The 25,261-nt window shown below is 67.0% G+C and carries 28 protein-coding genes; 16 read left to right on the top strand and 12 right to left on the bottom strand.

The features are described from left to right. The first annotated feature begins 129 nt into the window (after window positions 1-129). The 5 genes from LT974_RS07260 to LT974_RS07240 all read left to right on the top strand — a co-directional run bounded on the left by LT974_RS07260 (window position 130) and on the right by LT974_RS07240 (window position 4,197). Window positions 130-768, top strand: a complete 639-nt coding sequence (locus tag LT974_RS07260; RefSeq protein WP_230888697.1) for a 50S ribosomal protein L1 — start codon at window positions 130-132, stop codon at window positions 766-768. Beyond that, entirely contained in the window at window positions 769-1,818 is a 1,050-nt protein-coding gene (locus tag LT974_RS07255; protein WP_232590069.1) for a 50S ribosomal protein L10, read from the top strand. A gap of 2 nt (window positions 1,819-1,820) precedes the next feature. After that, the gene (rpl12p, locus tag LT974_RS07250; RefSeq protein ID WP_230888695.1) at window positions 1,821-2,159 is read left to right on the top strand and encodes a 50S ribosomal protein P1; all 339 of its coding nucleotides are present in this window, start codon (window positions 1,821-1,823) and stop codon (window positions 2,157-2,159) included. Between the two features lie 387 nt (window positions 2,160-2,546). Further along, the gene (gene tnpA, locus LT974_RS07245) at window positions 2,547-2,939 is read left to right on the top strand and encodes an IS200/IS605 family transposase (protein WP_232590068.1); all 393 of its coding nucleotides are present in this window, start codon (window positions 2,547-2,549) and stop codon (window positions 2,937-2,939) included. A gap of 1 nt (window position 2,940) precedes the next feature. Next, entirely contained in the window at window positions 2,941-4,197 is a 1,257-nt protein-coding gene (locus tag LT974_RS07240) for a transposase (protein ID WP_232590067.1), read from the top strand. A gap of 48 nt (window positions 4,198-4,245) precedes the next feature. Here the strand turns inward: LT974_RS07240 and LT974_RS07235 are convergent, their stop codons facing one another. The 4 genes from LT974_RS07235 to LT974_RS07220 all read right to left on the bottom strand — a co-directional run bounded on the left by LT974_RS07235 (window position 4,246) and on the right by LT974_RS07220 (window position 7,341). Continuing rightward, window positions 4,246-4,383 carry a rubrerythrin-like domain-containing protein gene (locus tag LT974_RS07235; RefSeq protein ID WP_230893054.1) on the bottom strand — a complete coding sequence of 46 codons (138 nt, stop codon included), beginning with the start codon at window positions 4,381-4,383 and terminating at the stop codon, window positions 4,246-4,248. Window positions 4,384-4,613: 230 nt separating this feature from the next. Then, on the bottom strand, window positions 4,614-5,246 hold the full coding sequence (locus LT974_RS07230) for a DUF6517 family protein (protein ID WP_232590066.1): 633 nt from the start codon (window positions 5,244-5,246) through the stop codon (window positions 4,614-4,616). 76 nt (window positions 5,247-5,322) lie between these two features. Then, complete coding sequence (cysS, locus tag LT974_RS07225) at window positions 5,323-6,804, bottom strand: cysteine--tRNA ligase (protein WP_232590065.1); 1,482 nt, start codon at window positions 6,802-6,804, stop codon at window positions 5,323-5,325. A gap of 60 nt (window positions 6,805-6,864) precedes the next feature. Continuing rightward, window positions 6,865-7,341: a DUF7523 family protein gene (locus LT974_RS07220; protein ID WP_232590064.1), complete on the bottom strand. Its 477-nt coding sequence runs from the start codon at window positions 7,339-7,341 to the stop codon at window positions 6,865-6,867. 87 nt (window positions 7,342-7,428) lie between these two features. Between LT974_RS07220 and LT974_RS07215 the strand changes: the two genes are divergently transcribed. After that, entirely contained in the window at window positions 7,429-7,773 is a 345-nt protein-coding gene (locus tag LT974_RS07215) for an ArsR/SmtB family transcription factor (protein WP_230893019.1), read from the top strand. Next, window positions 7,773-8,075, top strand: coding sequence for a DUF7521 family protein (locus LT974_RS07210; protein WP_232590063.1), 303 nt, complete (start codon window positions 7,773-7,775; stop codon window positions 8,073-8,075). Before LT974_RS07215 ends, LT974_RS07210 begins: the two co-directional genes overlap by 1 nt. Here the strand turns inward: LT974_RS07210 and LT974_RS07205 are convergent, their stop codons facing one another. Next, the gene (locus LT974_RS07205; RefSeq protein ID WP_232590062.1) at window positions 8,076-9,245 is read right to left on the bottom strand and encodes a LolA family protein; all 1,170 of its coding nucleotides are present in this window, start codon (window positions 9,243-9,245) and stop codon (window positions 8,076-8,078) included. Window positions 9,246-9,358: 113 nt separating this feature from the next. Here LT974_RS07205 and LT974_RS07200 point away from each other — a divergent pair, with 113 nt between their 5' ends. Together LT974_RS07200 and LT974_RS07195 are read left to right on the top strand one after the other, a co-directional pair. After that, window positions 9,359-10,240, top strand: a complete 882-nt coding sequence (locus LT974_RS07200; protein WP_232590061.1) for a CbiX/SirB N-terminal domain-containing protein — start codon at window positions 9,359-9,361, stop codon at window positions 10,238-10,240. Further along, window positions 10,240-11,379 (top strand): DR2241 family protein, encoded by a 1,140-nt coding sequence (locus LT974_RS07195; protein ID WP_232590060.1) that lies wholly within the window; start codon window positions 10,240-10,242, stop codon window positions 11,377-11,379. Before LT974_RS07200 ends, LT974_RS07195 begins: the two co-directional genes overlap by 1 nt. Window positions 11,380-11,382: 3 nt before the next feature. On the opposite strand, the gene LT974_RS07190 is transcribed toward LT974_RS07195, so the two are convergent. From LT974_RS07190 to LT974_RS07180, 3 genes are read right to left on the bottom strand one after another with little or no spacing between them, the layout of a single operon-like run. Further along, entirely contained in the window at window positions 11,383-11,943 is a 561-nt protein-coding gene (locus tag LT974_RS07190) for a DUF7524 family protein (RefSeq protein ID WP_232590059.1), read from the bottom strand. Window positions 11,944-11,985: 42 nt separating this feature from the next. Continuing rightward, on the bottom strand, window positions 11,986-12,180 hold the full coding sequence (locus tag LT974_RS07185) for a methytransferase partner Trm112 (protein ID WP_232590058.1): 195 nt from the start codon (window positions 12,178-12,180) through the stop codon (window positions 11,986-11,988). Window positions 12,181-12,228: 48 nt separating this feature from the next. Continuing rightward, window positions 12,229-13,554: an adenylosuccinate synthase gene (locus tag LT974_RS07180; protein WP_232590056.1), complete on the bottom strand. Its 1,326-nt coding sequence runs from the start codon at window positions 13,552-13,554 to the stop codon at window positions 12,229-12,231. A gap of 238 nt (window positions 13,555-13,792) precedes the next feature. Between LT974_RS07180 and LT974_RS07175 the strand changes: the two genes are divergently transcribed. Next, on the top strand, window positions 13,793-14,095 hold the full coding sequence (locus LT974_RS07175) for a hypothetical protein (RefSeq protein ID WP_230888679.1): 303 nt from the start codon (window positions 13,793-13,795) through the stop codon (window positions 14,093-14,095). 16 nt (window positions 14,096-14,111) lie between these two features. Here the strand turns inward: LT974_RS07175 and LT974_RS07170 are convergent, their stop codons facing one another. From LT974_RS07170 to LT974_RS07160, 3 genes are all read right to left on the bottom strand, one after another. After that, window positions 14,112-16,160 carry a DUF7527 domain-containing protein gene (locus LT974_RS07170; protein WP_232590055.1) on the bottom strand — a complete coding sequence of 683 codons (2,049 nt, stop codon included), beginning with the start codon at window positions 16,158-16,160 and terminating at the stop codon, window positions 14,112-14,114. Window positions 16,161-16,252: 92 nt separating this feature from the next. Next, the gene (locus LT974_RS07165; protein WP_232590054.1) at window positions 16,253-16,531 is read right to left on the bottom strand and encodes a UPF0058 family protein; all 279 of its coding nucleotides are present in this window, start codon (window positions 16,529-16,531) and stop codon (window positions 16,253-16,255) included. A gap of 119 nt (window positions 16,532-16,650) precedes the next feature. Then, window positions 16,651-16,869, bottom strand: a complete 219-nt coding sequence (locus tag LT974_RS07160) for a DUF7120 family protein (RefSeq protein ID WP_059056697.1) — start codon at window positions 16,867-16,869, stop codon at window positions 16,651-16,653. A 158-nt stretch (window positions 16,870-17,027) separates the two neighbouring features. Between LT974_RS07160 and LT974_RS07155 the strand changes: the two genes are divergently transcribed. Genes LT974_RS07155 through LT974_RS07135 form a run of 5 tightly spaced genes read left to right on the top strand, consistent with a single transcriptional unit; the run spans window position 17,028 to window position 22,169 of the window. Further along, window positions 17,028-17,624: a sulfite oxidase-like oxidoreductase gene (locus LT974_RS07155; RefSeq protein ID WP_232590053.1), complete on the top strand. Its 597-nt coding sequence runs from the start codon at window positions 17,028-17,030 to the stop codon at window positions 17,622-17,624. 56 nt (window positions 17,625-17,680) lie between these two features. Continuing rightward, window positions 17,681-19,009 (top strand): isochorismate synthase, encoded by a 1,329-nt coding sequence (locus tag LT974_RS07150; protein WP_232590052.1) that lies wholly within the window; start codon window positions 17,681-17,683, stop codon window positions 19,007-19,009. Further along, window positions 19,006-20,820, top strand: coding sequence for a 2-succinyl-5-enolpyruvyl-6-hydroxy-3-cyclohexene-1-carboxylic-acid synthase (gene menD / locus LT974_RS07145; RefSeq protein WP_232590051.1), 1,815 nt, complete (start codon window positions 19,006-19,008; stop codon window positions 20,818-20,820). Before LT974_RS07150 ends, menD begins: the two co-directional genes overlap by 4 nt. Before the next feature lie 26 nt (window positions 20,821-20,846). Then, entirely contained in the window at window positions 20,847-21,218 is a 372-nt protein-coding gene (locus LT974_RS07140; RefSeq protein ID WP_232590050.1) for a hypothetical protein, read from the top strand. Between the two features lie 36 nt (window positions 21,219-21,254). Continuing rightward, the gene (locus LT974_RS07135) at window positions 21,255-22,169 is read left to right on the top strand and encodes a 1,4-dihydroxy-2-naphthoyl-CoA synthase (RefSeq protein WP_232590049.1); all 915 of its coding nucleotides are present in this window, start codon (window positions 21,255-21,257) and stop codon (window positions 22,167-22,169) included. Here the strand turns inward: LT974_RS07135 and LT974_RS07130 are convergent. Next, complete coding sequence (locus LT974_RS07130; RefSeq protein ID WP_232590048.1) at window positions 22,163-23,377, bottom strand: sensor histidine kinase; 1,215 nt, start codon at window positions 23,375-23,377, stop codon at window positions 22,163-22,165. The genes LT974_RS07135 and LT974_RS07130 overlap by 7 nt on opposite strands. A 255-nt stretch (window positions 23,378-23,632) precedes the next feature. Here LT974_RS07130 and LT974_RS07125 point away from each other — a divergent pair, with 255 nt between their 5' ends. Continuing rightward, window positions 23,633-25,237 carry a BCCT family transporter gene (locus tag LT974_RS07125; RefSeq protein ID WP_232590046.1) on the top strand — a complete coding sequence of 535 codons (1,605 nt, stop codon included), beginning with the start codon at window positions 23,633-23,635 and terminating at the stop codon, window positions 25,235-25,237. The last annotated feature ends 24 nt before the right edge of the window (window positions 25,238-25,261 follow it).

Raw genomic sequence — 25,261 nt, 5'->3', positions numbered from 1 at the left:
CGCGGGAAGCGTGGTTCGACGGTTTTAAGGGCGCGATGCCCTTCTCTCGAAGCGAGACAGGCTTCGCCTGTTTCACTGACCCGTAGGAGATCCGACCTTCACAGGGTCAACGCACTACGGAGGTGAAAGATGGCAGACAACGATATTGAAGAGGCCGTAGCTCGCGCACTCGAGGAGGCCCCAGAGCGGAATTTCCGTGAGACGGTGGACCTCGCGATCAACCTGCGCGACCTCGACCTCAACGACCCGTCGAATCGTGTCGACGAGGGCGTCGTGCTGCCGTCGGGCACCGGACAGGAGACACAGATTGTGGTTTTCGCAGAGGGCGAAACCGCAGTTCGAGCCGAGGAAGTCGCGGACGAGGTCTACGGTGGCGACGAAGTCGCCGATCTCGCCGACGACACCGACGCCGCGAAGGACCTCGCTGACGCGACGGACTTCTTCGTGGCCGAAGCATCCATGATGCAGGACATCGCGGGTGCGCTCGGTCAAGTGCTCGGTCCGCGCGGCAAGATGCCGACGCCGCTCCAGCCCGACGACGACGTCGTCGAGACAGTCAACCGAATGAAAAACACCGTGCAGCTTCGCAGCCGCGACCGTCGCACGTTCCACACGCGCGTCGGCGCGGAAGACATGTCCGCCGAAAACATCGCGGACAACATCGACGTCATTCTGCGCCGCCTGCACGCGGACCTCGAAAAGGGCCCGCTCAACATCGACGCAGTCTACGTGAAGACCACGATGGGGCCCGCCGTGGAGGTGGCTTAGATGTCCGCTGAAGAACGCACCACCGAAACTGTCCCCGAGTGGAAGCGCGAAGAAGTCGACGAGCTCGTCGACCTGCTCGAGAAGTACGACAGCGTCGGTGTCGTGAGCGTCACCGGCATCCCGAGCAAGCAGCTCCAGGACATGCGCCGCGGCCTGCACGGCAGCGCCGCGCTCCGCATGAGCCGGAACACGCTCCTCGTTCGTGCGCTCGAAGAGGTCGACGACGGCCTCGAAGACCTCACCCAGTACATCTCGGGTGAGGTCGGCCTCGTCGCCACGAACGACAACCCGTTCGGACTCTTCCAGCAGCTCGAAGAGTCGAAGACGCCCGCGCCCATCAACGCTGGCGAGGTCGCGCCCAACGACATCGTGATTCCCGAGGGCGACACCGGTATCGACCCGGGTCCGTTCGTCGGCGAACTCCAGCAGATTGGCGCGAACGCGCGCATCCAGGAAGGCTCCATCCAGGTCATGGAGGACTCCGTCGTCGTCGAGGAAGGCGAGACCGTCTCCACGGACGTCGCGAACGTCCTGACCGAGCTCGGCATCGAGCCGAAGGAAGTCGGCCTGGACCTCCGCGGCGTCTACTCCGAGGGCGTCCTGTTCACGCCGGACGAACTCGAAATCGACGTCGAGGAGTACCGCGCGGACATCCAGTCCGCAGCCGCGTCCGCACGGAACCTCTCCGTGAACGCGGAGTACCCGACGACGCAGACCGCTCCGACGCTCATCCGGAAGGCCCAGGGCGAGGCAAAGAGCCTCGGTCTGCAGGCGTCCATCGAGAGCCCGGACCTCGCGGACGACCTCGTCAGCAAGGCGGACGCGCAGGTTCGCGCGCTCGCCTCGCAGATCGACGACGAGGAGGCGCTCCCCGAGGAGCTCCAGGACGTCGAGGCCCCCGCCGCCGCGGCGGAGCCGGAAGCCGAAGCGGACAGCGAAGACGAACAGAGCGACGAACAAGAACCTGAATCCGAGGCAGACACCGACGACTCCGACGACGACGAAGACGGAGGCGACGGTGCCGAAGGCCTCGGGGAGATGTTCGGTTAACAATGGAGTACGTTTACGCAGCACTCATCCTGAACGAATCTGGCGAAGAGATCAACGAAGACAACATCACCGGCGTCCTCGAGGCCGCCGGCGTCGACGTCGAGGAATCCCGCGTCAAGGCGCTCGTCGCGGCCCTCGAAGACGTCGACATCGAGGAAGCCGTCGCCGAGGCGGCTGCCGCTCCTGCTGCGCCCGCCGCGGGCGCCGCTGGCGGTGAGGAAGCTGAGGAAGCGGAAGAAGCCGAAGCCGAGGAAGAGGCCGAGGCTGAGGAAGAAGAGGAAGCCGCCGAAGAAGAGGAAGAAGAGGCCAGCGGCGAAGGTCTCGGCGACCTCTTCGGTTAATCCGGTTCCACGATCATCCGTTTTCTTTCGCGCACAGTACGGACAGCCAGTGGCTTGCCACGCACACGGAAGTCCTTGGCAGCGACGCGTCGCTTGAGCTGTGAGCGCGGGACCGACTCGCTGCAATAGACATCGTCGCCGGGCGACCACTCATCGCTCCGAGTGCATCAGCGGTGGCGCTGGTCGCGGCTTGTCCGGGTGCGATGCTCGTTCTGATAGTCGTGTTCGCGCGCCGTTGGCGCTATCTTGACTCAGCGAGAGAATCTCGCCGTTTACGGCGGGCGTGAATCGCGTAAGCCCGGTGCCACAGTCCACACAGGTCTGCCGGACTGAATACCAACGCACAAGAGTTATTGAAATTGGGTGTCTCGTATTTGGTGAGGCCAAATGGAGTATCATCTGCAATCCGGGTCGCATACGGTCTACGCGCTCCAATATCACTTCGTGACCGTCACGAAGTCCCGCGCCGATATCCTTACCGATGAGCGCCTGGAGCGCGTCGCCGAAGTCACTCACGAGATTGCAGACGACTTCGAGGCCGAAATCAAAAACGTGGACGGCGGCACCGACCACGTTCACATCCTGTTCACGACCAAACCCACTACCGACCTCACCAAGTTCATCAACTCGCTCAAGGGAGTTACCTCGCGTCGGATTCGTAAGGAGTATCCCGAGGTAAAAGACCGCCTCGAAGATGCGTTCTGGCAATCGGGATATTTTCTCGCCACGACCGGTCAAGTGAGCATCGACGTGCTGATGGACTACGTGGACGACCAGTAGTATGACCGCGACAACCACGAAAACGCTGGAGGCAACACTCGCGCCGCCGACAACCCACAAAGAGCGCAAACTGTGCGACCTGCTCGACACCTACCGGGCAGGACTTCACGAGGCGTTCGAGGCTGGGTGTGAGACGATGACTGCTACCAGCGACGTGGTGACGCCCTACGACCTGCCGTATCAGGCGAAGGCGGCCCTGTGCAACTACGTCCCGCAACTGCACGGCACCTACGATGCACAGGAGTTGGACGACGACCACCCGGTTCGACTCACCAACCAAGCCGCCGAGTTCGACCACTCGCCGGAACGGGACTACGCGTTTACGTGGTGGGTGCCACAGCCCGGTCGCGGGACGAACTTCTGGATACCGCTTCGGATTAACCCAGCCCAAGAGGGGTTGTGGCACGATCTCGTGGACGGCGAGGCGTCGGCAGGCCAACTCCGCCTGCAACGCCACCGCACGTCGTGGACGCTCCACGTCACTGTCGAGTTCCCGGTCGAACAACCGGACTACGAACCGACCGACGAGGATGTGACGCCAGTCGGCTTTGATATTGGCGAAGCGCACCTGCTCGCGGGCTGTGCCTGCAAGCAGGGCACTCCGACCGACCCACTACTCATCAACGGTGGCCGCGCTCGTCACCTCCGCAAAGAGATGTACACGACGCTGAAGCGACTCCAAGAGCGCGAGGCCGCCGCATGGCGGATTGACGAACGATTCGATCACTACCAGAACGCACTCACAGACATCATCGAGAAGGCGTCTCGGCGTGCCGTTGAGTACGCAAGCCGCTTCGGGAAGCCTGTGGTCGTGCTGGAAGACCTCTCGGACATCCGCGAAGACCTCGATTACGGCCAGTGGATGAACCGACGCCTTCACGCATGGGCGTTCGCCCGCCTCCAACAACGTATCGAGGACAAAGCACGAGAGGCCGGGCTTCCGGTCGAATACATCCGTCCGGAGTACACGAGCCAGACGTGTCACGAGTGCGGCCACGTCGGGCACCGGAACGGCGATGAGTTCCGGTGTCAGAACGACGAGTGTTGGGTGTCGGAGTACCATGCAGACATCAACGCGGCGGTCAACATCGCTGATCGCCACGACCCGTGGGGTGAGAGCCTGCCGCTGAAACCGGCGGGCGATGACATCTCACGGGATGGGAGCGCCTGTGACAGCGCCGCGACCCCCACCGAGCAGAGCCAACCACGGCAGATGACGCTCGGAGAGGTCGGGTCGGAACCCACTGCCGGTAGTTAACCGGTATTCCCATGCAAGGAAGCCGCGCCGTTCACGGCGCGGAGGATGTCACTCCCGTGGTACTGCCACGTTCCGCACTCGTTCGCCGCACTCCGGGCAATTTACGAGGTGCGACTCGCGTTCGAAACGGCTGAGACAGCCGGTGCACTCGTAGCGGCTAGTCGACGGCGGCGTGTACGAATCCATTCGAACCATGTGCATAGGTACCACCCCATCCACTTGTAAGGGTGACCATAATACTGGTTTAGGGGAACTATATTGCTAGTACTTCGTGCTTTACCCAGTTCTATCGGACGCTTGGTCGATTTATGCGGCTAGAAAAATACATAAGGACGAATGAAGTCGTTCGTGAGCAGCGTCCTCGAACGCACGTCACACTTCGACCGCGTGAGCCCGAAAACGAGGGGGTTACCGTATCAGTGCTCGAGGCCGGTCAGGAGCGTCTCGACGCGCTCTTGCTCGCCGTCAAGGTCCTGGGGGTAGATGGCGACCGCGACGACGTAGTCGCCGTCGTGTTTGACCCTCGTAACGTGAACGTAGACGTCCACGGACTGCCCGCTAATCTCGGCTGTGCCCTCGAACTTCGTAACCTCCGTGGACTCGTTGAGCACGGTCATTTCACTGGTGTTGATGGCCTGCCCGACGGAGAGACCATCGTACTGCTGTTGGGCGAGTTCGGCGAGTTCGCGATCCGAGTAGTCTTTGATGGGGTTGAACGACTGGCCAAGCACGCTCACCTCAGGGCTGGAGAACGCGCCGAAGACTGCGGCGCGCTGCTCGCCGAGGACGGGTACGTCAACGGTGCGTTCGTACATTGCTATCCAGTTCGTAACGGTGACATTCCGCGACTGACCCGCCACGGAGTACTCTCGGGTGACTTCCGATTCGTTCACGCGAACCTCCTCGTACCCGGTCTCTTGGAGGGCGTTCTCGGAAACGGTAGCCTTCGACGCCGAGACTTCCACGCCGCCCCCGCCAAGGATGCCGAGACAGCCGCTGGTCGCGATTAGTGCGGCAAACGCTACGGCGACCGCCGTTCGTCGGTGCATGGAGAACAGAACCTGGCCGGCAGGAATAAGCTTGGTGGCTTTCGTGTCAATCGGACAACTTCGGTTCGATGGAGGGTTAGAGCCGGTAGGTCGAACCCTCGTCGGTGTCCTCGACGGTGACGCCGAGGGATTCGAGGCGGTCGCGAAGTTCGTCGGCGCGCTCGTAGTTGCCTTCCTCGCGGGCTTCCTCTCGGATATCCAAGACGAGGTCGACGAGGTCGCCGGCGATTTCGACCTCGCCACCGTCGACGGTCACGAATTGGAAGCCGAGTACGTCGCTGCCCAGTTCTTCGAACGTCTCGATGGCGTCCACGAGCCCGCGGTAGTCGTACTGCTCGGTCGCGTCGACGTACCGGTGGACGGCCGACGCGAGTTCCAGCAGCGCGCTCACCGCCGCGCGCGTGTTGAAGTCGTCGTTCATCGCCGCCTCGAAGTCCTCGCGGGCTTCCGTGACTGCGTCGCGGAGGTCCTCGGCTTCGACTTTCGCGTACGCATCCGGGCTGTCGGCGGCGTCGGTCGCGCGCTCGTACGCCCGTTCGAGGCGCTCCCAGCGCTGCTGGGCCTCCTGAATCGTCTCCTCGGAGTACGTCTGGCGCTGCGTGTACGACGTCGACACGAGGAACATCCGGACGACGTTCGGGCCGAACTCCTCGATGGCGTTCTTCGTCGTGAAGAAGTTCCCGAGACTGGAGCTCATCTTCTCGCCCTCGGTTTCGAGGAGGCGGACGTGCAGCCAGTACTTCGCGAACGGCTCGCCCGCGGCGGCCTCGCTCTGCGCGACCTCGTTCTCGTGGTGGGGGAAGACGAGGTCCTGCCCGCCGACGTGGATGTCGATGTGGTCGTCGAGGTGGGTCATGCTCATCGCCGAGCACTCGATGTGCCAGCCCGGACGGCCCTCGCTCCACGGCGACTCCCACGTCTGTCCCGCGGGCTCCTCCAAGGGCGGTAGGTCCTCGCTACGGTGTTCGTTGGCGTCCTCGGGAGCGACCGCGCCCGCCTTCCAGAGCGCGAAGTCCGCGGGGTGGCGCTTCTCGCCGCGCTCGGACTCTGGGCCTTGAGCTTCCATCTCTTCGACCTGCTGGCCGGAGAGTTTCCCGTAGTCCTCGAAGGCGGTGACGTCGAAGTAGACCGAGCCGTCGGCTTCGTAGGCGTACCCCTCCTCGACGAGCGTCTCCACGAGCTCGATGATTTCGGGGACGTGCTCGGAGACCCGCGGGTACACGTCCGCGCGCTGGAGGTTGAGGTCGCGCATGTCCTCGATGACGGAGTCGATGTAGTGGCGCGCGACCGCCTGTTCGGTGTCGCCGAGGTCGGCCTCGCCGGTGCGCGCGACGATTTTCTCGTTGACGTCCGTGAAGTTCTGGACGTGGCGGACGTCGTAGCCGACGTGGGAGAGCCACCGCGCCATCACGTCCGACTGCACCCAGAGGCGAGCGTGGCCGAGGTGGGCGTCGTCGGAGACCGTGAGCCCACAGGTGTACACGAGCGCTTGCTCGGGGTCGTGGGGCTCGAACGCTTCCCGCTCGCCGGAGCGGGTGTTCGACACGTAGAGAGTCATACAGCGGTACGTACGCGCGCCGGCGTTTCAAAGCGTCGGAACTGACGGCGTCTGTCGCGGTCAGACCGGTACCGCGCCGAGCGCGTTCTCGACGACGCGCAGCGCGTCCGCGCCGTCCCGCCGTTCGACGACCACCGCGAGCGTGTCCTCGGCGACGCCCGCAGCCACCGGATCGACGTCTGCGGCGTGGAGACGTTCTAGCGCCGACGCGAGCGTCTGGGTGTCCACGTCGCCGCTCGCGAGCAGCGCCGTCAAATCCCCCTCCCCGGGTTCGAACCCGCAGCCTGCGACGACCAGCAGGCCGTCGTCGCTGGGGCCGAGCCCGGACTGCATCGAGACGTGCGCGTCCCGCGCGTCGGCGTCGAACTCGGGAAGGTCCTCGCTGTACCGCCGAATTGCCGCCGCGACCGCGTCCTCGTCGCCGTCGACGTCGAGGAAGCGCGCGGCCGCCGCGTGGTTCACGACGCCTGCGCGGAGCGCTCGCCGCAGGAACGGGTGTTCGTCGACCGCTGCGCGCGTCACCGCCGCCTGAGTCATACCTCGATTTCGTCGCCGCGGGGGCATAAGTCTCAGCGACTGCGAGCACTCCACCATTTTAAACCCCCGTGGCGAGTACGACGCGCCGTGAGCGAGGACAGCGACCCGACATCGGTGCTCTCGTTGCTCGACGACGAGCACGCCCGCGCCATCCTCGCAGCGGCGAGCACGGAACCCATGTCCGCGAGCCAACTGAGCGAGGCCTGTGACGCGTCGACCGCGACGGTGTATCGGCGAATCGACGACCTGACCGACCACGAGTTGCTGGAGGAGTCCATCAACGTCCGGTCGGACGGCAACCACCACCGCGTCTACCGCGCGACGTTCCGCCGGTTCACTCTCGAACTCAACGACGGCGAGTACACTACCGAGGTCGAGTGCGAATCCGAGGACGTCGCCGACCGCTTCACGAGAATGTGGGAGGGACTGTAATGAACGCACTCTACGTCGTCAACGTCGCCGCGTCGTTCGCCGCGACCGCCGTCGGACTGTTCATCGGCTACCACGCCTACCGGGGGTTCCGTCGCCACCAGAGCGTGCCGATGCAGTACCTCTCGGCGGGGCTGGTGCTCCTGACGGCGGTGACGTACACCGCGACGTTCGTCGGCTCCGCGATGCTCCGGTACGGCGTCCTCGACACGACTCTCGAAGCGCCGTTCCGGCTCGTTGTCCGGATGCTCCAGCTCGCGGGCTTGCTCTGCATCGCGTACTCGCTGTACCGCCGACCGTCGTAGCTATTCGCAGCCGACGGAGTCGGCGACCGCCAACAGCGACTCCTTTTCGAGGTCGGTGGCGACCACGGCGTACCGGGTATCGCCGCACGACCACGACACGAAGTTGCTTCGCGGCGTCGTGAGGTACTGGCTGTCGTGGCCCGCGACGGTGACGTTCTCACCGGAGGTAAACCACCCGTTCGCGTTCGGCCCGGACGTCGTCTTGGTGACCGTGAGTTGCTCGCCGTCCGCCGTGACGTACTGGAGGCTGGCCTGCGTCACATTTCCGCTGACGTACTGTGCTTCGTCGAACTCGTACGCCGCGGGCACCTCTGGGTCGGGAACGGAGAAGTCGACGTGCTCCCGGAGCGCGCTCGCCGAGTCGAACGTCTGCGTGGAGACGTTCAGCGTCTCCCCTGTCGCGTCCTCGGGGACGTCAAAGTGGAACGCGTCCGCCGGGAGGTCGGCGTCGAACGTGACTGTTTTTAGACGCGACGTCGCCTCGATAGTGCGGTTCCGGTAGTCGATGCGGCGGCTGGTCTTTAGTGGGTAGTAGTACTCGCTGTCCAGCCACAGCGTCTGGTTCGCGGTCAACGCCGCCTCCGAGACCGCGGTCAACTCGAAGCCGTGGGCGGTCCGCCCGGCGACGCGCTGCGTCCCGAGATACTCGACCTCGAAGCCCTCAATAGCGTCCTCGGGAATCGACGGTCCGCTCCGGGTCGTTGGGATGATGGGAAGCGGCGAGACGCCGTCCGACACCTCGGCCACGCCATCGCCGTGCGCGGCCGCGACGATTCGTGCGAGGTACGCGGACTGGTTTCTGGTCGTCCATCCATCGATCCGTGGGACGCGCCTCACTGTATTCTCGTCAGCGTCGTACAGCAGTGCCCCGGACTCGTTGAGCACCGTCACGTCTCCCGCACGGGATTCGGGCGCGAGCGTTCGCTGGTACCGGCGGGGCGGGTCGGTCGTGAAGTCGACGCGGACGAGCGCGCGAGTTTCGTTGGTGGTGTTCCCGTCGTCGACGGTGGTCACCCGGGTGGCTTCGAGGGTGTCGAGGGAGTCGTAGCGCTGGGCGACGTCGACGTCCGACGGCGTCGCCGCGTCGTCCGCGAGGACGTCGAGGCCGGTGCAGCCGCTCGTGACGAGGAGGGCAGCGACCGCGACCGCCAGCAGCGTCTGTCGCCCCATCGATAGGACGTGATTCTCGCACAACAGGATAAAAGGGGCGAATTTGTCCGCTACTCGGGTCGTTGGCCGCCGGTTGCGAAGCCACTAAGGACGCATCTCCCCAACGAGAGAGCATGCAAGCGCTGGTCATCGTCGGCCACGGTTCACACCTCAACCCGGGTTCCTCGGACCCGGCGTTCACACACGCGGACACAATCCGCGCGTCGGGTGCATTCGACGAGGTCCGGGAGGCGTTCTGGAAGGAAGAGCCGTCGTTCCGCGAAGTGCTGCGCACGCTCGAATCCGAGGAGGTGTTCGTCGTCCCGCTGTTCATCTCCGAGGGCTACTTCACGGAGCAAGTCATCCCCCGGGAACTCCGCCTCAACGAGTGGGATCCCGAGGACTGGGACTCGGACGGCACGGACGCCGATCACGTCACCGTGCGGGCCGAGGACGTCGACAAGACCGTCCACTACTGCGGGCCGGTCGGCACCCACGACTCGATGAGCGACGTCATCGTCGAACGCGCGAAGTCCATCACCGACGATCCCGGCGTCGGCGAGGGCTTTGGGCTCGCGGTCGTCGGCCACGGCACCGAGCGCAACGAGAACTCCGCGAAAGCTATCCATTACCACGCCGACCGCATCCGCGACACCGGCCGCTTCGAGGAAGTGAAGGCGGTGTTCATGGACGAGGACCCGGAGGTGGACGACGTCACGGAGTTCTTCGACGCGGAGGACATCGTCGTCGTCCCGCTGTTCGTCGCCGACGGCTTCCACACCCAGGAGGACATCCCCGAAGACATGGGCCTCACCGACGACTACCGCACGGGCTACGACGTCCCGGCGGAAGTCGACGGCCACCGCATCTGGTACTCTGGCGCCGTGGGAACTGAGCCGCTGGTCGCAGACGTGATCCTCGAGCGCGCCGACGACGCGGGCGCCGACCTCGCGGACGCCATCGAGCGCGTGCGCCAGCAGACCGAGAGTGACAGCGCCACGAGCGCGGGAGACTGATGTCCGCAGCCGACACCCTCGACGACGTCGAAGCGGCGCTCGTCGAGCACGCCGACGACGGCATCGACTTCGACGGCCTCGTCGTCGAACCCGCGAACGGCGGCTACCGCTGGGAGACGCCCGGCGAACAGCTCACGGTCAGCGAAGACCTGCTCCGGGAGCGCGCCGGCGACCCGTACGCGACCAACTGGTACTACTGGGAGTGCGTCGTCGATGGCCACGACACGCCCCGACGCGCGTTCCTGCGGTGGCTCGAAGGTGCAGACGCCCTCGACGTTCCCGAGCGCTACGACGAACTCCGCGGCGGCCACACGACTTCGTGGGGCGAACTCGCGGTCACCGCCGTCCTCAACGAGGGCGGGCGGCGCCGCTACGAGGTCCGCCACGAGGACGACGTCGGCGAGGACGTCGACGCCTACACGGACCCGCTGGAAGCCCGCCACCTCGTGAAACACGACGACGAGGGACGCTACCGCCCGCTCTCGACGGCCCCGTCGCTTCCGCACGGCTGGGCGTTCGTCGACTTAGATGGTTCTGACCTGGTGCAGACGGTCGACTACGTCTACCCCGCGACGGTGTCGAACTGGCACCGGGAGCGCGTTGGCGAGCGAAGCGAACCAACGAATGGAGCGAGCGGCGACGACGGAGCCACGAGCCGCGAAGGCGACCTCGACGTCGACCACTGGAGCGAGGTCGCGGGCCGCCAGTCCGGCATCTACAGCATCGTCGAACAGCTCGACGACGACGCGCTCGAGTGGGCGGCTGAAGCCTGCTGCGTGGACTCGCAGTGCGTGAAGCGCCGCGAGTGGGACAAAAACGAGGACGAAGAACTCGACGTGCCGCGTGGCGACGGCGAGTTCCCGTGCCGGGAGCCGTGTTCGCTGTTCGTCGCCGCAGCGCGGAAGTTCACGACGCTCGAACGCGAGGAGACGCGGGAGTACACCTTCGAGTTGACGCCCGCGGAGAAAGAACAAGTCGAGGACATCGTGGACGCGGTCGCGGACGGGCGCGTCGACGAGGTTCGGGAAGCCGACGTCAACGAGGGCGCGAACCGCTACCGCGCCCGGTTCCTGCGCGCCAAGCGCATGGACGAACACGGGCTCTCGGGGACGCCGACGTACCCCGAAGACCACGAGTAGTTCTCACGTCGCCAGCACGTAGGCGGCGACCCCGACGCCGCCGAGGAGCGCGAGCACGCCGATGAGCATCGCGACCGAATCCGAAATCGAGAGGGTGAGCGCCGCGGCGACAACGACGACGGCGGCCGCGGCGGCCGTCGGGAGCGCGACGTCCGCCAGCGCGACTGACTCCTCGTCGCCCACGGGCTCGGACTTCTCGGAGAGCGACTCGTCGACGGCGACGTCCGGGCCGCCGTCTTTTCGTTTGTCGGTGACCGTGACGTTCACGCGCGCCTGCTCCGCGCCGTAGCCGGTGGACAGTTCGACGTAGCCCTTCGTCGGCGGGTGGTCGGACGGAATCGAGATTTCGACGCCGCGGGTTTCGCCTTCGTCGACGTAGACCTGCGTGGCCGCGATGTCCGCGACTGCGGCGAGCGCGTCGTCCAAGTGCAGGTGGACGTGGACGGGGCCGCCGTGGTTCTCGAAGACGAGGACGAACGACCGGTCCGTCTCCAGCGACGCCGCTTCCGGCTGGAGGTCGCGCGGGTGGTCGCGGTTGAGGTGGACGGACAGCCGTTCGGGCACGCCCGATGGATTGTCGCGGGGTAAGAAAAAGCTTCCCGAGGGTCAGGCAGGGGCTTCCTCGCGCATGTCCGGCGGCAGCAGGTTCGGGATGCCGTCCTCGATGGGGTAGGTTTCGCCACACTCCGTGCAGGTGAGCGTCCCGGAGCGGATTTCGTCGTCCGCGCGCTCTTCGACGTCGAGGTCGAGGTCGTGTTTGTCCAGCGGGCAGCAGACGATGTCCACGAGGTCTTCTTTCATGCGCGAACCGACGAGGGCGCGGACAAAAAGCGTGCGGGTTGGCGAGCGCTACTGCTCGAAGGGGTTCTGCTGGACGACGGTCTCCTCGCGGCCGGGGCCGACGCCGAGCGCGTAGGCGGCCGTGTCGAGTTCGTCCTCGACGTACTCGACGTACTTCTGTGCCTGCTCGGGGAGCGCGTCGTAGCCCTCGGCGGCGACCGCTTCGGGGTCGAACTCCGGCCAGCCGTCGAAGCTCCGGAAGACGGGCTCGCAGTCGCCCCAGCGTTCGGTCGTCGCGGGCATCGAGTAGATGGTCTCGCCGTCCAGTTCGTAGGCGTGCCCGACTTTCACTTCGTCGAGGCCGGCGAGCACGTCGAGGTGGTTGATGGCGAGGCCGGTGAAGCCGTTGGCGCGCGCGGCGTGGCGCAGCATCGGGAGGTCGAGCCAGCCGACGCGGCGCGGGCGCCCCGTGACAGTCCCGTACTCGCCGCCCTCCTCACGGATGTACTCCGCGAGGTCCTCGTCGTCGCCCGTGAGCTCGGTCGGGAGCGGGCCGGTGCCGACGCGGGAGAGGTACGCCTTCACGACGCCGACGACTTCGCCCTGGCCGACGGTGGTCGGGCCGAGGCCGGTGCCGGTGGCGGCGTAGCCCGCAGTCGGGTTCGAGGACGTGACGTAGGGGTAGACGCCGTGGTCGATGTCGAGGCTGGTGCCCTGCGCGCCCTCCAGCATCACGCTATCGCCGTCGTCGATGCGGTCGGCGAGGTAGTCGCCGGCGTTGACGTCCATTCCTTCGTTCTGGATGCGTTCGCCGAACGCGCGGTACTGCTCGAACAGCGCGTCGACGTCGAACTCCTCGCCGGCGTCGCCGCCGTAGACGTCCTCGTAGAGCGCGCGCTTCTGCGGGACGGCGTACTCGAGTCGGTCGCGGAGGACCTCGGGGTCGAGCAGGTCGCCGATGCGGACGCCGCGGCGGCCGGCCTTGTCCTCGTACGTGGGGCCGATACCGCGGCCCGTGGTCCCGGCGTCGAGGTCCGAGTCGGATTTGACGTCCTCCTCGATGCCGTCGAGCACGCGGTGGTACGGCAGGATGACGTGGGCACGGCGGGCGACCCGGACGTCGGGGTCGAGGCCGCGCTCGCGGAGCGCGTCGATTTCGTCGAACAGCGTCTCGGGGTTGACGACGCAGCCGTTCCCGAGGACGCCGGTCTTCCCGCGGACGGCCCCGGAGGGGACCAGCGAGAGCTTGTACTCGTCGCCGCCGACGACGACGGTGTGGCCGGCGTTGTCTCCGCCCTGGTACCGGACGACGACGTCGGCCGCGTCGCCGAACAGGTCGACGACGCCGCCTTTGCCTTCGTCGCCGAGTTGCGATCCGACGATGGTGACGGTCATACCTCTGCGTTCCACCAGCGTCGTCAAACCGGTTACGGTCTCGTCGCCGGAAGTGAGCACGAGCGTGTGTATTGGAGCGGATTATCAGTCAAGATGTTGGACGAACGGGCAGGATAGGGGCGCTGCCGGCGCTGGGCGCAAGCGTTAACTGTTGTCAATTGCAAGCGAATACTGTCACTTTCTCGCCCGAGCCCTACGACAACCTTTAAACCCCCGCCAAGACAAGTTAACAAATGCCATGATAGACCGGCTTGAGAAGGAAGTCGATATGCTGGAGCGCCATCTGCAGGTCCTCCGCATGGTCATCGAGAACGAACCCATCGGTATCGTGAAGATGTCCAACGAGACCGGCTACCCACACCACAAGGTCCGGTACTCCCTCCGCGTGCTCGAAGAGGAGAACCTCATCGAGCCGTCCTCGCAGGGAGCCATCACGACCGAGCGCACCAGCGAGTTCGTCGACGAACTCGACGGCAAAGTCGACGGCCTCGTCGACAAGATGGAAGCGATGAAAATCGACGCCGCCGCCGAAGCCGAATAACGCCGTCACGTCCCGTCTACAGCTCTGGGACGGTCAGGTGGAACGCGTCGTTTCGGTCCTCGATTAGACAGAGGTGGTAGCCGGATTTCCGGCCCACTTTCACGAAACTCTCCTTGTCGTTGCGGCTGAGGAAGCCGCCGCCGCCCGTCTCCTCGCTCGCGGTCTCTAATGCTGCGGGCTCGAAGAACGACGACGTGACGTACATCGCCGCGCTGAGTTCGTCGACGCCCTCGCGGACCGCGGTCGCGTCGTCGACGAGCGCGCCCATCTCCTCGCCAGTCACGGGCTCGCGCTCGGCGTTCAACTCCGCGACCACCAGCGGCTCGCCCATCCGGTCGCGCAACACCACGTCGAACGTCCGCGACGTCGTGCCCTCCTCGGTGTCGACCGAGACCGTGCCGTCGAGTTCCGCGCGGTCGACGTTCGGCAGCGCCTCGTAGAGGTCCGCGAGTCCGTCCGTGTGGCCGGCGTCCCGAATCTCGAAGGGGAGCTCCCGGACCGCCCACGAAACGAACCGGTAGGCCGCCGAGGCTTCGAGAAACGACTCGTACTCTTCGCCGTCGACGGTCGCGTCCGCGGCCTCGAACTGCGTGTGGTGGTCGATGCGGAGGTTCTCGTTCACCGCCTCGAGGTCCGTGTCCGGCCCGAGGTCGCCGAGCGTCGGCTTCCCCTTCGAGCCGTACCGCACGAAGAGGTTCGTGCCCGACAGCGCCGCCGCGGGCGTGAGGTCGGTCTCGGACGGTGTTGCTTCCTCGCCGCCGGCTGCGGCAGCCTCCTCCAGTTGGGCTTCGAGGTCGTCCGCACGCGCCTGTAGTTCGTCGCGCTCGGCCTCCAGCGTCTCCACGCGCTCGCGGAGCGACGACCGCTCGGATTCGAGGTTGTCGATGCGCTCGGCGGCCTCTTCGAGTTTCGCGTCGCGCTGCTTGACCGCGCGCTTGAGTTTCTCGACGGTCGAACGCGGCTTCCCGCCCTTGCTCTTCGAGGCGTTACTCGACGTAGACTTCGACTTCGCGCTCGTGGACTTCGACTGCTCGGTACGCTCCGTGCTCGCGCTCTTCGACGCCGCTTTCGAGCGCGTCGCGCCGCCGTCGGTGGACTCGCTCTTCTCGGGGTCGATGGTGGGCACCGACCGAGCGTTGCGCCACTCCTCTTCCTGGTCGAAGACACCCTCCTCGTTGCCCGCGCGCGCCGCGGCAACCTCCGCGTCGGTCGGCTCGTCGCCGCTCGCGTCCGACTGCTTCGCTGCTGCTTCAGCGCGCGGGTCGGCCGCGTCGTCAGCGCCCGCCGACGACTTGGTCGCGTCAGCCGTCTCGTTCGGCGAGTCTGACGGCGTCGCAGTATCGTTGGCCGCCTCAGCTGCCGGTGCCGACTGGGGGCTTCGGGCGGCCGTCGGCTCGGATTCCGCGGACTCACTGTCGGACTCGCTCGGCTGCGTTCGGGATTCCTCGCGCTCGTCGGCCGCCGCTTCGTCGGACTCTGCGTCGTCGGCGCTCCCTGCAGCGGCCGCGGAAGCCGACTCGTCTTCGGCTTCCGGGAGCTCCGTCACGTTCACGGGGGATTTCTCGACCTCGTAGACGCCGACCTCGTCGTCGGCGAGCTCGAAGGCCTCGTCGCCCGTGACGAGCTCCTCGCTGGCCCCGACGAACGCCGCGCTCATCGAGCGCCCGCCGTAGTAGACGACGTAGTAATCCCCGGAGAGGACGTTCTCGGAGAGCTCGATGTAGCCCGTGAAGCTCGCGTTCTTCAGGGTGTCGGAGGCCTCCGACAGCGGCGTGTCGTTGGTGTAGTACTTCGCCTGCGTCTCGCCGCCGCGCTCCTGCATCGAGAACAACAGCGCGACGCTGGGGTGGGGGGCCTCGTACACCGTCCCCGAAGCGTCCCCGAAGTCCTCGACGTCACCCTCGTAGACGCCGATGACGCGGCCGTTCAACATGAACAACCACGTGCCGTCGGCGACGACCGCTCCCGAGAACTCCCGGTCCGCGAGCTCGTGGAGCTCGCGGAATCCACCCGAGAACGGTCGGGAGCCCCAGGACTCCACCCGCTCGACCGTGTGTGCCTGCATACCCACTGGAAGGCAAGGGGCGCGTATAAGACTTTCCGGGCGGACGAACGCCATACGCGCGTCTGACGGCGACGAGCCCGCGAGAAGAGCCGTTACAGTTTGCTGGAGGCGTCGTCGGCGAGCTCCTTCATCCGCTTGCTGAGCCGGCCGGCGTTCGAGAACTCGTCCTCGCTCATCGCCGCGGCCAGCGCGTTCCCGAGCAGGAACACGGCGTGCTTGTGCTCGCTCTTGGACTTGTGGACGTGAGACGGCTCGACTTCGAGTTCCTCGTACGCCCGGAAGGCGTCGTCGTCGACGTTGTCGAACTGGAGGAACTGGTCTTTGATCTGCACCATCTGTTCGTGGAGGTCGAGGAGCTCGTCCTTGTGCATGCTTGGTTACAGTAGGAAATTCGGGCGTTTAAGCGTTGTCTGCGACAGCGTACCACGCCCGTCACGTCGACGACACGACGGGGTGGAGTGCGGGCGCGCCGGCCGCCCGCTCGGTCGGTTTAGAAGACGTACTCGTCCTCGTGGCCCATCATGCCGCCCTCGCTTTCGAGGCCGGCGCCCTCCTCTTCCTCCGAGGGTCCGCTGGTCTTGTACGCGCGAATTCCCGACGACAGCAGCTGTTCGACGGCCTCCTCGCGGCTGACGAACTCCCCCTGTTCGACGAGCTGTGCAATCTGCATCTCGATCTGGTCCGGGATGTTGACTTCGATCTGGGGCATCGTTCTGGGCGGGGCTTCGCCGCCACCGTTCTTAAGCCTGACGGGGGGCGGATTCGGGGGCGTTTTCCGGGCTGAGCCCGCGATACCTACGATTCTCGAAGGCAGCGGGGCGGCCCCAAGTCGGTAGGAATACGTGGCCGCGGCCCCTACTGGAGGCTATGACTGTCGTGGACGTCACGGACCTCTACGAGGAGTTCGGCGACGACCGGCTGCCACCCGGCCAGCGCGAGACGTCGAAGTTCCCCGTGCTGTCGAAAGGCGGCACGCCGAACTGGGACCACGAAGAGTGGACGTTCACGGTAACAGGGGCCGTCGAGAACGAACTATCCTTGTCCTACGACGAATTTCGGGACCTCGACAGCGTCACGCAGCGCCAGGACTTCCACTGCGTCACCGGCTGGTCGAAACTCGACTGCGAGTTCACGGGCGTCACGTTCCCCCGTCTGGCGAACCTCGCGGGCGTCCACGAGGACGTGACGACGGTGATGTTCCACGCCCTCGACGGCTACACGACGAACCTCCCCCTGGAGGACTGCATGCGCGAGGAAGTCCTGTTCACGTGGGCGTTCGACGGCGACGACCTCCCCCGCGAGCACGGCGGCCCGCTGCGCGTCGTCACCCCACACAAGTACGCCTACAAGGGCGCGAAGTGGGTCGACGGCGTGGAGTTCCTCACGGAGCCCGAGCGCGGCTACTGGGAGAAGCGCGGCTACTCGAACACCGCCGACCCGTGGGCCGAAGACCGCTACAGCTAGCGGCCGTCGCTGCCGAAGGAGAGGCTATTTAGTCGCAGCGTCCCGAACCTCGAATAATGAGTTCTCTGTCCGGCGAAGCGGCCGCCCGCGGGGCGGTCGTGAGCAGGAGCTGCCGGGTGGCCGACGTCTCCTATCGGGCGTTCCTGGCGGCCCGGGACGCGCCCCGCATCCACTGGGCGGACCCGGACGGCCTCGAACTGTCCGGCGTCGGCACCGCCGCCACGGTGACGACGTCCGGCGACGACCGCTTCGACGCCGTCCGCGAGTGGGCGACCGCGCTGTTCGACGACACGGACCACGACGGCCCTGCGGTCGCCCGCCCCCGATTACTGGGTGGGTTCGCGTTCCACAACGACCACGCCCCCGGCGGCACGTGGACCGGGTTCCCCGCTGCGCAGTTCGTGCTCCCCGAGGTCCAGTTGGCGAGCGCGGGCGAGGAGACGTGGCTGACTGTCACGCGAGCGGGCGAGGATGTCGACCCCGCCGACGTCGAGGCGGCGCTCGAGGATGCCCGCGAGGAAATCGAGTCGCTGCCCGCGATGCAGCCGAGCGGCCCCCGGCCCGGCGTCGAATCGACTACTCCCACGAGCGACGAGGCGTCGTGGCGCGAGCAGGTCGAGCACGCCGTCGCCCGCATCGAAGCCGGCGACCTCCAGAAGGTCGTACTCGCGACCGCACTGCGCGCGGACCTCGCGGGCGACCTCGACCCCCGCGACCTGCTGGAGCGCCTGCGCCAGTCGTACCCGTCGTGTTTCCGCTTCCTCGTGGAGCCGACCGGCGACGCCGCGTTCCTCGGCGCGACCCCCGAACGCCTCGTGACACTCCAGGACACCAGCGTGGAGACGGTCGGGCTCGCGGGCTCGGTCGGCCGCGGCGACACGCCCGAGGAGGACGCCGAACTCGCCGCACGGCTCCGGGATAGCGAGAAAATCAGCCACGAACAGCGCCTCGTCACCGACACCATCGCCGCCCAACTCGGCGCGTTCGGCGACGTCTCCGTGGGCGAGCGCAGCGTCCGCAAGCTCTCGAACATCCAGCACCTGAGCACGCCGATTACCGCGGACGTGAGCGAGGACACGCACGTGCTCGACGTCGCCGAAGCCCTGCACCCGACACCTGCCGTCGGCGGGCTGCCGCCGGACGCGGCCTTGGACGTGATTCGGGAGACCGAGACGTTCGACCGCGGCTGGTACGCCGCGCCCGTCGGCTGGTTCGACGGCGACGGCGACGGCACGTTCGCGGTCGGCCTGCGGTCGGCGGTCGCCCGCGACCAGACGGTGACGATGTTCGCAGGCAACGGCATCGTCGCGGACAGCGACCCCAGCGAGGAGTACGAGGAAGTCCAACTCAAGTACCAGCCGATTCTGGACGAGCTCCGCCGATGAGCGCGCCGAACCGCAACACGCTGTGGGCTCGGGCCGTCGTCGAGGAACTCGTCCGCGCGGGCGTGGACGCCGCCTGCGTCTGTCCGGGCAGCCGGTCGACGCCGCTGACCGTCGCGCTCGCCGAACACGACGACGTCCAGGTGTTCTCGCACCTCGACGAGCGGTCGGCGGCGTTCTTCGCACTCGGCCGCGGGAAGCGAACCGGCAAGCCCACGCCCGTCGTCTCGACGTCCGGCACCGCGACTGCGAACTTCCACCCCGCCGTGATGGAGGCCAATCAGGCGCGCGTGCCGCTACTCGTCCTCACGGCCGACCGCCCGCCGGAGCTCCGGGACTCGGGCGCGAACCAGACCGTCGACCAGACCAAGCTCTACGGGGACGCCGTCCGCCACTTCCGCGAACTCCCGGAACCCGAGGCCGACGACCGCAAACTCCGCTCGCTGCGGACCTCGATATGTCGGGCCGTCGGCGAGACGACCGGCGCGAACCCCGGACCCGTCCACCTCAACGTCCCGTTCGAGAAACCCCTCGAACCCGTGGAAGTGCCGGGCGACGTACCCGAGGGCTTCGCCGACGAGCACCCGCTGGCCGTCGAGGGCCGCGACGGGCCGTTCGCCGACGTCCATCAGAATCCCACGACACCCGACGACGCGACGCTCGACGCGCTCGCGAGGGCCGTCGAATCCGCGGACCGCGGGCTCGTCGTCGCGGGGCCGGACGACGCGCACGGCTTGACTGCAGAGGCCGCTGCAGCGCTGGCGGACGCGACCGGCTTCCCGGTGTTCGCGGACCCACTCTCGGGGATTCGATTCGGCGACCACGTCTCCGACTCTCGCGTCGTCGGCGGCTACGACGGCTTCCTCGCCGCGGACGACGCACCCCTCCCCGAGCCGGACGTCGTCCTCCGCTTCGGTGCGTCGCCGACGTCGAAGCCGCTCCGCAACTACCTCCGTGACAGCGACGCCCGCCAGTTCCTCGTCGACCGCGCAGGCAGGTGGCGCGAAGCCACGTTCACCGCGTCTGACCTCGTCGTCGCGGACCCGACCGAGACGGCACGCGCGCTCGCCGAGCGCGTGGACCGCTCCCCGGGCGACTGGGCCGACCGCATCGCGGAACTCGAAGCCGACTACTGGAACGCCGTCGACGCCGTCGAGCGCGAGGCGCTGCTGGAGGGCGACGTGGTCGCAGCGGCGGCCGACGACGCGCCAGACCCCGCTACTGTGATGGTCTCGAACAGCATGCCCGTCCGCGACCTCGACCGGTTCGCACGACCGCGGAGTGCCGAGCTGACCGTGCTCGGGAATCGGGGTGCTTCCGGCATCGACGGCATCACGTCGACGGGACTCGGCGCCGGCAGCGCCACCGACGACCCGCTGGTGGTGATTACGGGCGACCTCGCGTACTACCACGACGCGAACGGCTTGCTCGCGCTCGACCGCTGCGAGGTTAACGAGACGCGAGGCGTCTCGTTCGCACGCCAGAAATCTTCGATTTCTGGGGGCGTGGACGCGACTATCGTGCTCGTGAACAACGACGGCGGCGGCATCTTCCACATGCTCCCCATCGAGGCGTACGACCCGCCGTTCACGAGCCAGTTCAAGACGCCCCACGGCCTCGACTTCGAGCCGACCGGCGACGTCTACGGCTTCGAGTTCGCGCGCGTGGAGACCCTCGACGGCTTCCGGGACGCCTACCGGGAGTCCGTCGGCTCGCCGGGCACGCAGGTCGTCGAAGTGCGGACGGACGCCGAGGCCAGCCACCGCGAGCGCGAACGCCTCGCTGCCGCCGTCACACAGGACCTCAAGGACTAAGGGACTCCCCACGGCAGTTCGGTTCGATGCCCTCCACCACGACGCACCTCGCCGTCATCGCCGCGCTCGCTGGCGTGCTCGGACTGCTGTACGTCGGCGCAATCGCCAACGAAATCGTCGTCGGCCTCGCCGTCGCGCTCGGCTGCGCGGTCGTCGCCGTTCTCCTGTACGCCGGCGGCACGAACCGCGAGACCGTCGCCGCCGTGACGATGGGCGCGACCGTCGTCTACGGCGTGTTCACGCTCCAGTTCCCGACCGCCGTCGTCGCGGCCTGCGTCGTCTACCTGACGCTGTGGGTGACCGACCCCGACGGCCCCTTCGATGCGACGCCGCCGTCGGTCATCCCCGAGCGCGTGCTCGACGACGAGCCCGCCGAACCCGACGAGGCCGCCAAGTAAGGAACCTTTTTGCGCCGTCCGCGCCCGATTTCGGGCATGGTCTCGGACATCTTCGACGCCGACCAGTGGGAGCCGGTCGCGGACTGCGACTTCGAGGACATCACCTACCACCGCGGCGTGGACGTCGACGCGGTCCGCATCGCGTTCGACCGCCCCGCGGTCCGAAACGCGTTCCGCCCGGGCACCGTCGACGAACTCCACGAGGCGCTCGACCACGCGAAACGCCAGACCGACGTCGGGTGTGTGCTCCTCACGGGGAACGGCCCGAGCCCGAAGGACGGCGGCTGGGCGTTCTGCTCTGGCGGCGACCAGTCGGTGCGCGGCGAGTCCGGCTACGAGTATCGCGGCGAAGACGAAGCCGCCACCGAGGAGGACGAGACGGTCCAGAAGGCGAAGGCCGGCCGCCTCCACATCCTAGAGGTCCAGCGTGCGATTCGATTCATGCCCAAGCCAGTCGTCGCGGTCGTCCCCGGGTGGGCGGTCGGCGGCGGGCACTCGCTGCACGTCGTCTGCGACATGACGCTGGCGAGCGACGAGCACGCGAAGTTCCTCCAGACGGACCCCGACGTCGCCTCCTTCGACGCCGGGTTCGGGTCGGCGTACCTCGCCAAGCAGGTCGGCCAGAAGAAGGCCCGCGAGATCTTCTTCCGGGGGAAGACGTACTCCGCCGCGGAAGCCGAGGACATGGGAATGGTCAACGAAGTCGTCCCCCACGAGGACCTGGAGGACGTCGCACTGGAGTGGGCCGACGAGATGGCGTCGAAGTCCCCCACGGCGATGCGGATGCTGAAGTACGCGTTCAACATGGCCGACGACGGTCTCGTCGACCAACAGGTGTTCGCCGGCGAAGCCACCCGCCTCGGCTACATGACTGAGGAAGCGGAGGAAGGCCGCGAGGCGTTCATGGAGAGCCGCGACCCCGACTTCTCGGACTACCCCTGGTACTACTGACCGTCCCCGTCACGCTCGGGCTGTTCGGCTCGCTCGTCGCTGAACGGGTCGACGAACGGTGACGCAGTGGCTTCTTCCGGCGGCTCGCGGGGGAGCGTGATGCGGAACGTCGACCCTTCTGGCCCAGTTTCGACCAGTTCGACGGTCCCGCAGTAGTGCTTGACGAGTCGCGCGACCAGATACAGCCCGAGGCCGTGGTCGGCGGCCCGGCGCGACGGCCGCTCGAACAGCGTCGGCACGTCCTCCTCGGGGACGCCCGGACCGTTGTCCTCGACGTCGATGCTGACGGTGTCCTCGTTCACGCGCCCGCGAACCCACACCTTGGGCGGGTCGCTGTCGTTGTGCTCGACGGCGTTCGCGAGCACGTTCCCGAACACGCGCGGGAGCAGCGCGTCCGCGTAGACGACCGCCGACTCCGGGAGGTCCGTCTCGACGACCACGGCCTCGTCGAGGTCCGCGAGCTTCTCGACCTCGTCGCGGAGAATCGGGACGACGTCGACGCGCTCGAAGTCCGTGCGCTCCTCGGTGGCGTGCAACAGCACGCGGACGTCCTGCACCACTCGCGTCACCTCCTCGCTCTTGCGGCGTATCGTCTCGCTGTGCTCGTACCCGGGCGTCCCCTCCTCGTGTTCGGCGCGCAGGAGGTCGGCGTACCCCGAGATGACGTTCGAGGCATTCAACACCTCGTGGCGCAGCAGGCTGTTGAGGTAGTCGAGGAGATCCCGCTGGACTTCGAGGTGTTCGGCGCGGACGGCGTTGCGCTCGGCTTCCGTCGCCTGCTGGATGGCCCGCGCCTCGGTCACGCCGATGGCGACCCCGAGGCCGGCACCGACCGCGACGGCCCAGCGCAGCCACGCGACCGCCAGCAGCGTCGATTCGACCGGGAGGACGGCCATCAGCGCGACGTTCAGCACGAGGGAGGCAGCGGTGCCGACGACCGTCCACCACCAGACGCGAGTGTAGGCGCTGGGCTCGATGGTACTCCGATCGAGCCAGTACCCCGCGTACGCGATGCCCACGACGAACGGCACCATCGTGAGTACACCCACGAGGAACTCGCCCGCGAACAGGAGTTGCGCCCCGTCCGCGAGCCCGCCGTCCAGCAGGCGGACGACGCCCTCTGCGACGACGAGCAGGCTCAACGCGACTGCAGTGACGACTAACCGCTCCGGGACCGAGTCCGCCGAACGGAGCGGCAGCACGCTCATTCTCTGTAGCCAGGGACCTGCGTGGCCATAAATTCACGGTCCCGACAAAACTACCGCGGTGAGCGCGGCATTCGTTGACAAACGACCACACCCAACCCGGGTTTCGGCCGGGTGCCGAGACGACGAGTTTTTCAGTGAAACCCCGCTCGGCTTGGCCAAGATGTACGGAGCCGTGCTACGACGACCGAGCGACAGCGCTCGCCGTCGCGCACACGATTGCCGCGAAGCCGACGCCGCGACTGCTGCATCGCTCACATGACTGCTGGCTTCTGGTACCTGCTCGGCCTCGACGAGGCGACGTGGCCCGAGCGCGCGCTCTTCGGCGTCACGATGGCCGCGATGGTCGCGCTCGCGGCCTTCGGGTTCGCCCGCCCGAGCGCGCTCAGCACGGCGCTCAACGGGGCCTTCGAGTGGGTTCTCACGTACTTCGGCTGGTGGTTCATCCTGCTCGGGTTCGTGCTGTTGTTGCTCGTGCTCGGGGTCACGTTCTCCCGGTACGGCCGCCTGCGCATCGGTGGCCCGGACGCCGAACCGGAGTTCGACACGCTCTCGTGGCTCTCGATGGTGTTCACCGTCGGGTTCGGCGCGTCCATCCTCATCTGGGGCGTCGGCGAACCCATCTCCATCGTCCAGAACCCCCCGCCACAGCCCTACCCGGTGGAGGGCGCGTCCATCGAGTCGCTGGCGCTGGCGTTCATGTTCGTCCACGAGGCGTTCCCCGGCCTGGCGATGTGGTACCTCCCCGTCGCGCTCGCGTTCGGCGTCATCGTCTACACGCAGGGCGTCGGCGAGTACAAGGTCTCCTCGATGCTGTCGGGCATTATCGACCCCGACTCGTATCCGGGCTTCCACTGGGCGGTCGACCTCGCTGCCATCGTCGCCAGCATCGGCGGCATCGCCACCACGCTCGGGTTCAGCTCGCAGACGATGGCCGCCATCCTCGGCGGCGTCTTCGGGCTGGAGGCGAACGTCCTCACGTACGGCATCTTCGCGCTCATCGGCGCGGTGTTCCTCACGGACGTCTGGCTCGGCCTCCGCAAGGGCATCCGGAACGCCGCCCGCGCGACCATGCTGTTCATCGTCGCCGCGATGGCGCTGTTGGTGGTCGTCGGGCCGACGCTGTTCATCTTCGAACTCGGGCTCGACGCCACCGGCGTCTGGCTCGGCAACATGACGCGGCTGATGCTGTACACCGACCCGATGTCCGCCGGCAACTGGGCCGCCAACTGGACCGGCTTCTGGTGGGCGTGGTGGGCGGCGTGGAGCATCTTCGTCGGGAGCTTCGTCGCGCGCGTCTCGAAGGGCCGCACCATCCGCGAAATGTTCGCCGTGCTCGTCGTCGCGCCCGCGTTCCTCTCGTGGCTGCAACACCTCATCATCGGCGGCTGGGTGCTCTCCCCGGAGTACGTCGGCCCCGTCAGCGAGGCGTGGGCCGCCAACGGCATCCCCGCCGCCATCGTCACCGCGCTGAACAGCACGCCATACGGCACGGTGCTGGCGGTGCTGTTCGTGTTCGTCATCGCGGGCTACATCATCACGTCGCTGGACTCGGCGGTGTTCATGATTTCCGCCATCACGCTCGGCGACGAGGACCCCAACGCCCGGAACCGCGCGTGGTGGGGCGCGCTGCTCGCCGGCTTCGGGATGATGGCGCTGGAACTGGAGAGCTTCCAGGCCATCGAGGCGCTGTCGCCGATACTCGCGCTCCCGTTCACGGTCTTCCTCGTGGCGGTCGTCTACGCGAGCTACGTCGCCGCCCGCGACTACGCCGAGGGCCACGACCGCGTGGACGTCGACCCCGGGTCGCTGCTCTCCGAGCAGGACCGCGCGAGTGACGTCCAGCCCGCCGACGACGACTGACGACGGACGCCACAACGACCCGCG

This window comes from Halobacterium noricense, assembly GCF_021233435.1.
Taxonomy (GTDB): Archaea; Halobacteriota; Halobacteria; order Halobacteriales; family Halobacteriaceae; genus Halobacterium; species Halobacterium noricense.
The sequence above is the reverse complement of the archived record's forward strand: the minus strand, read 5'-3'. Positions and strand labels throughout refer to the sequence as shown.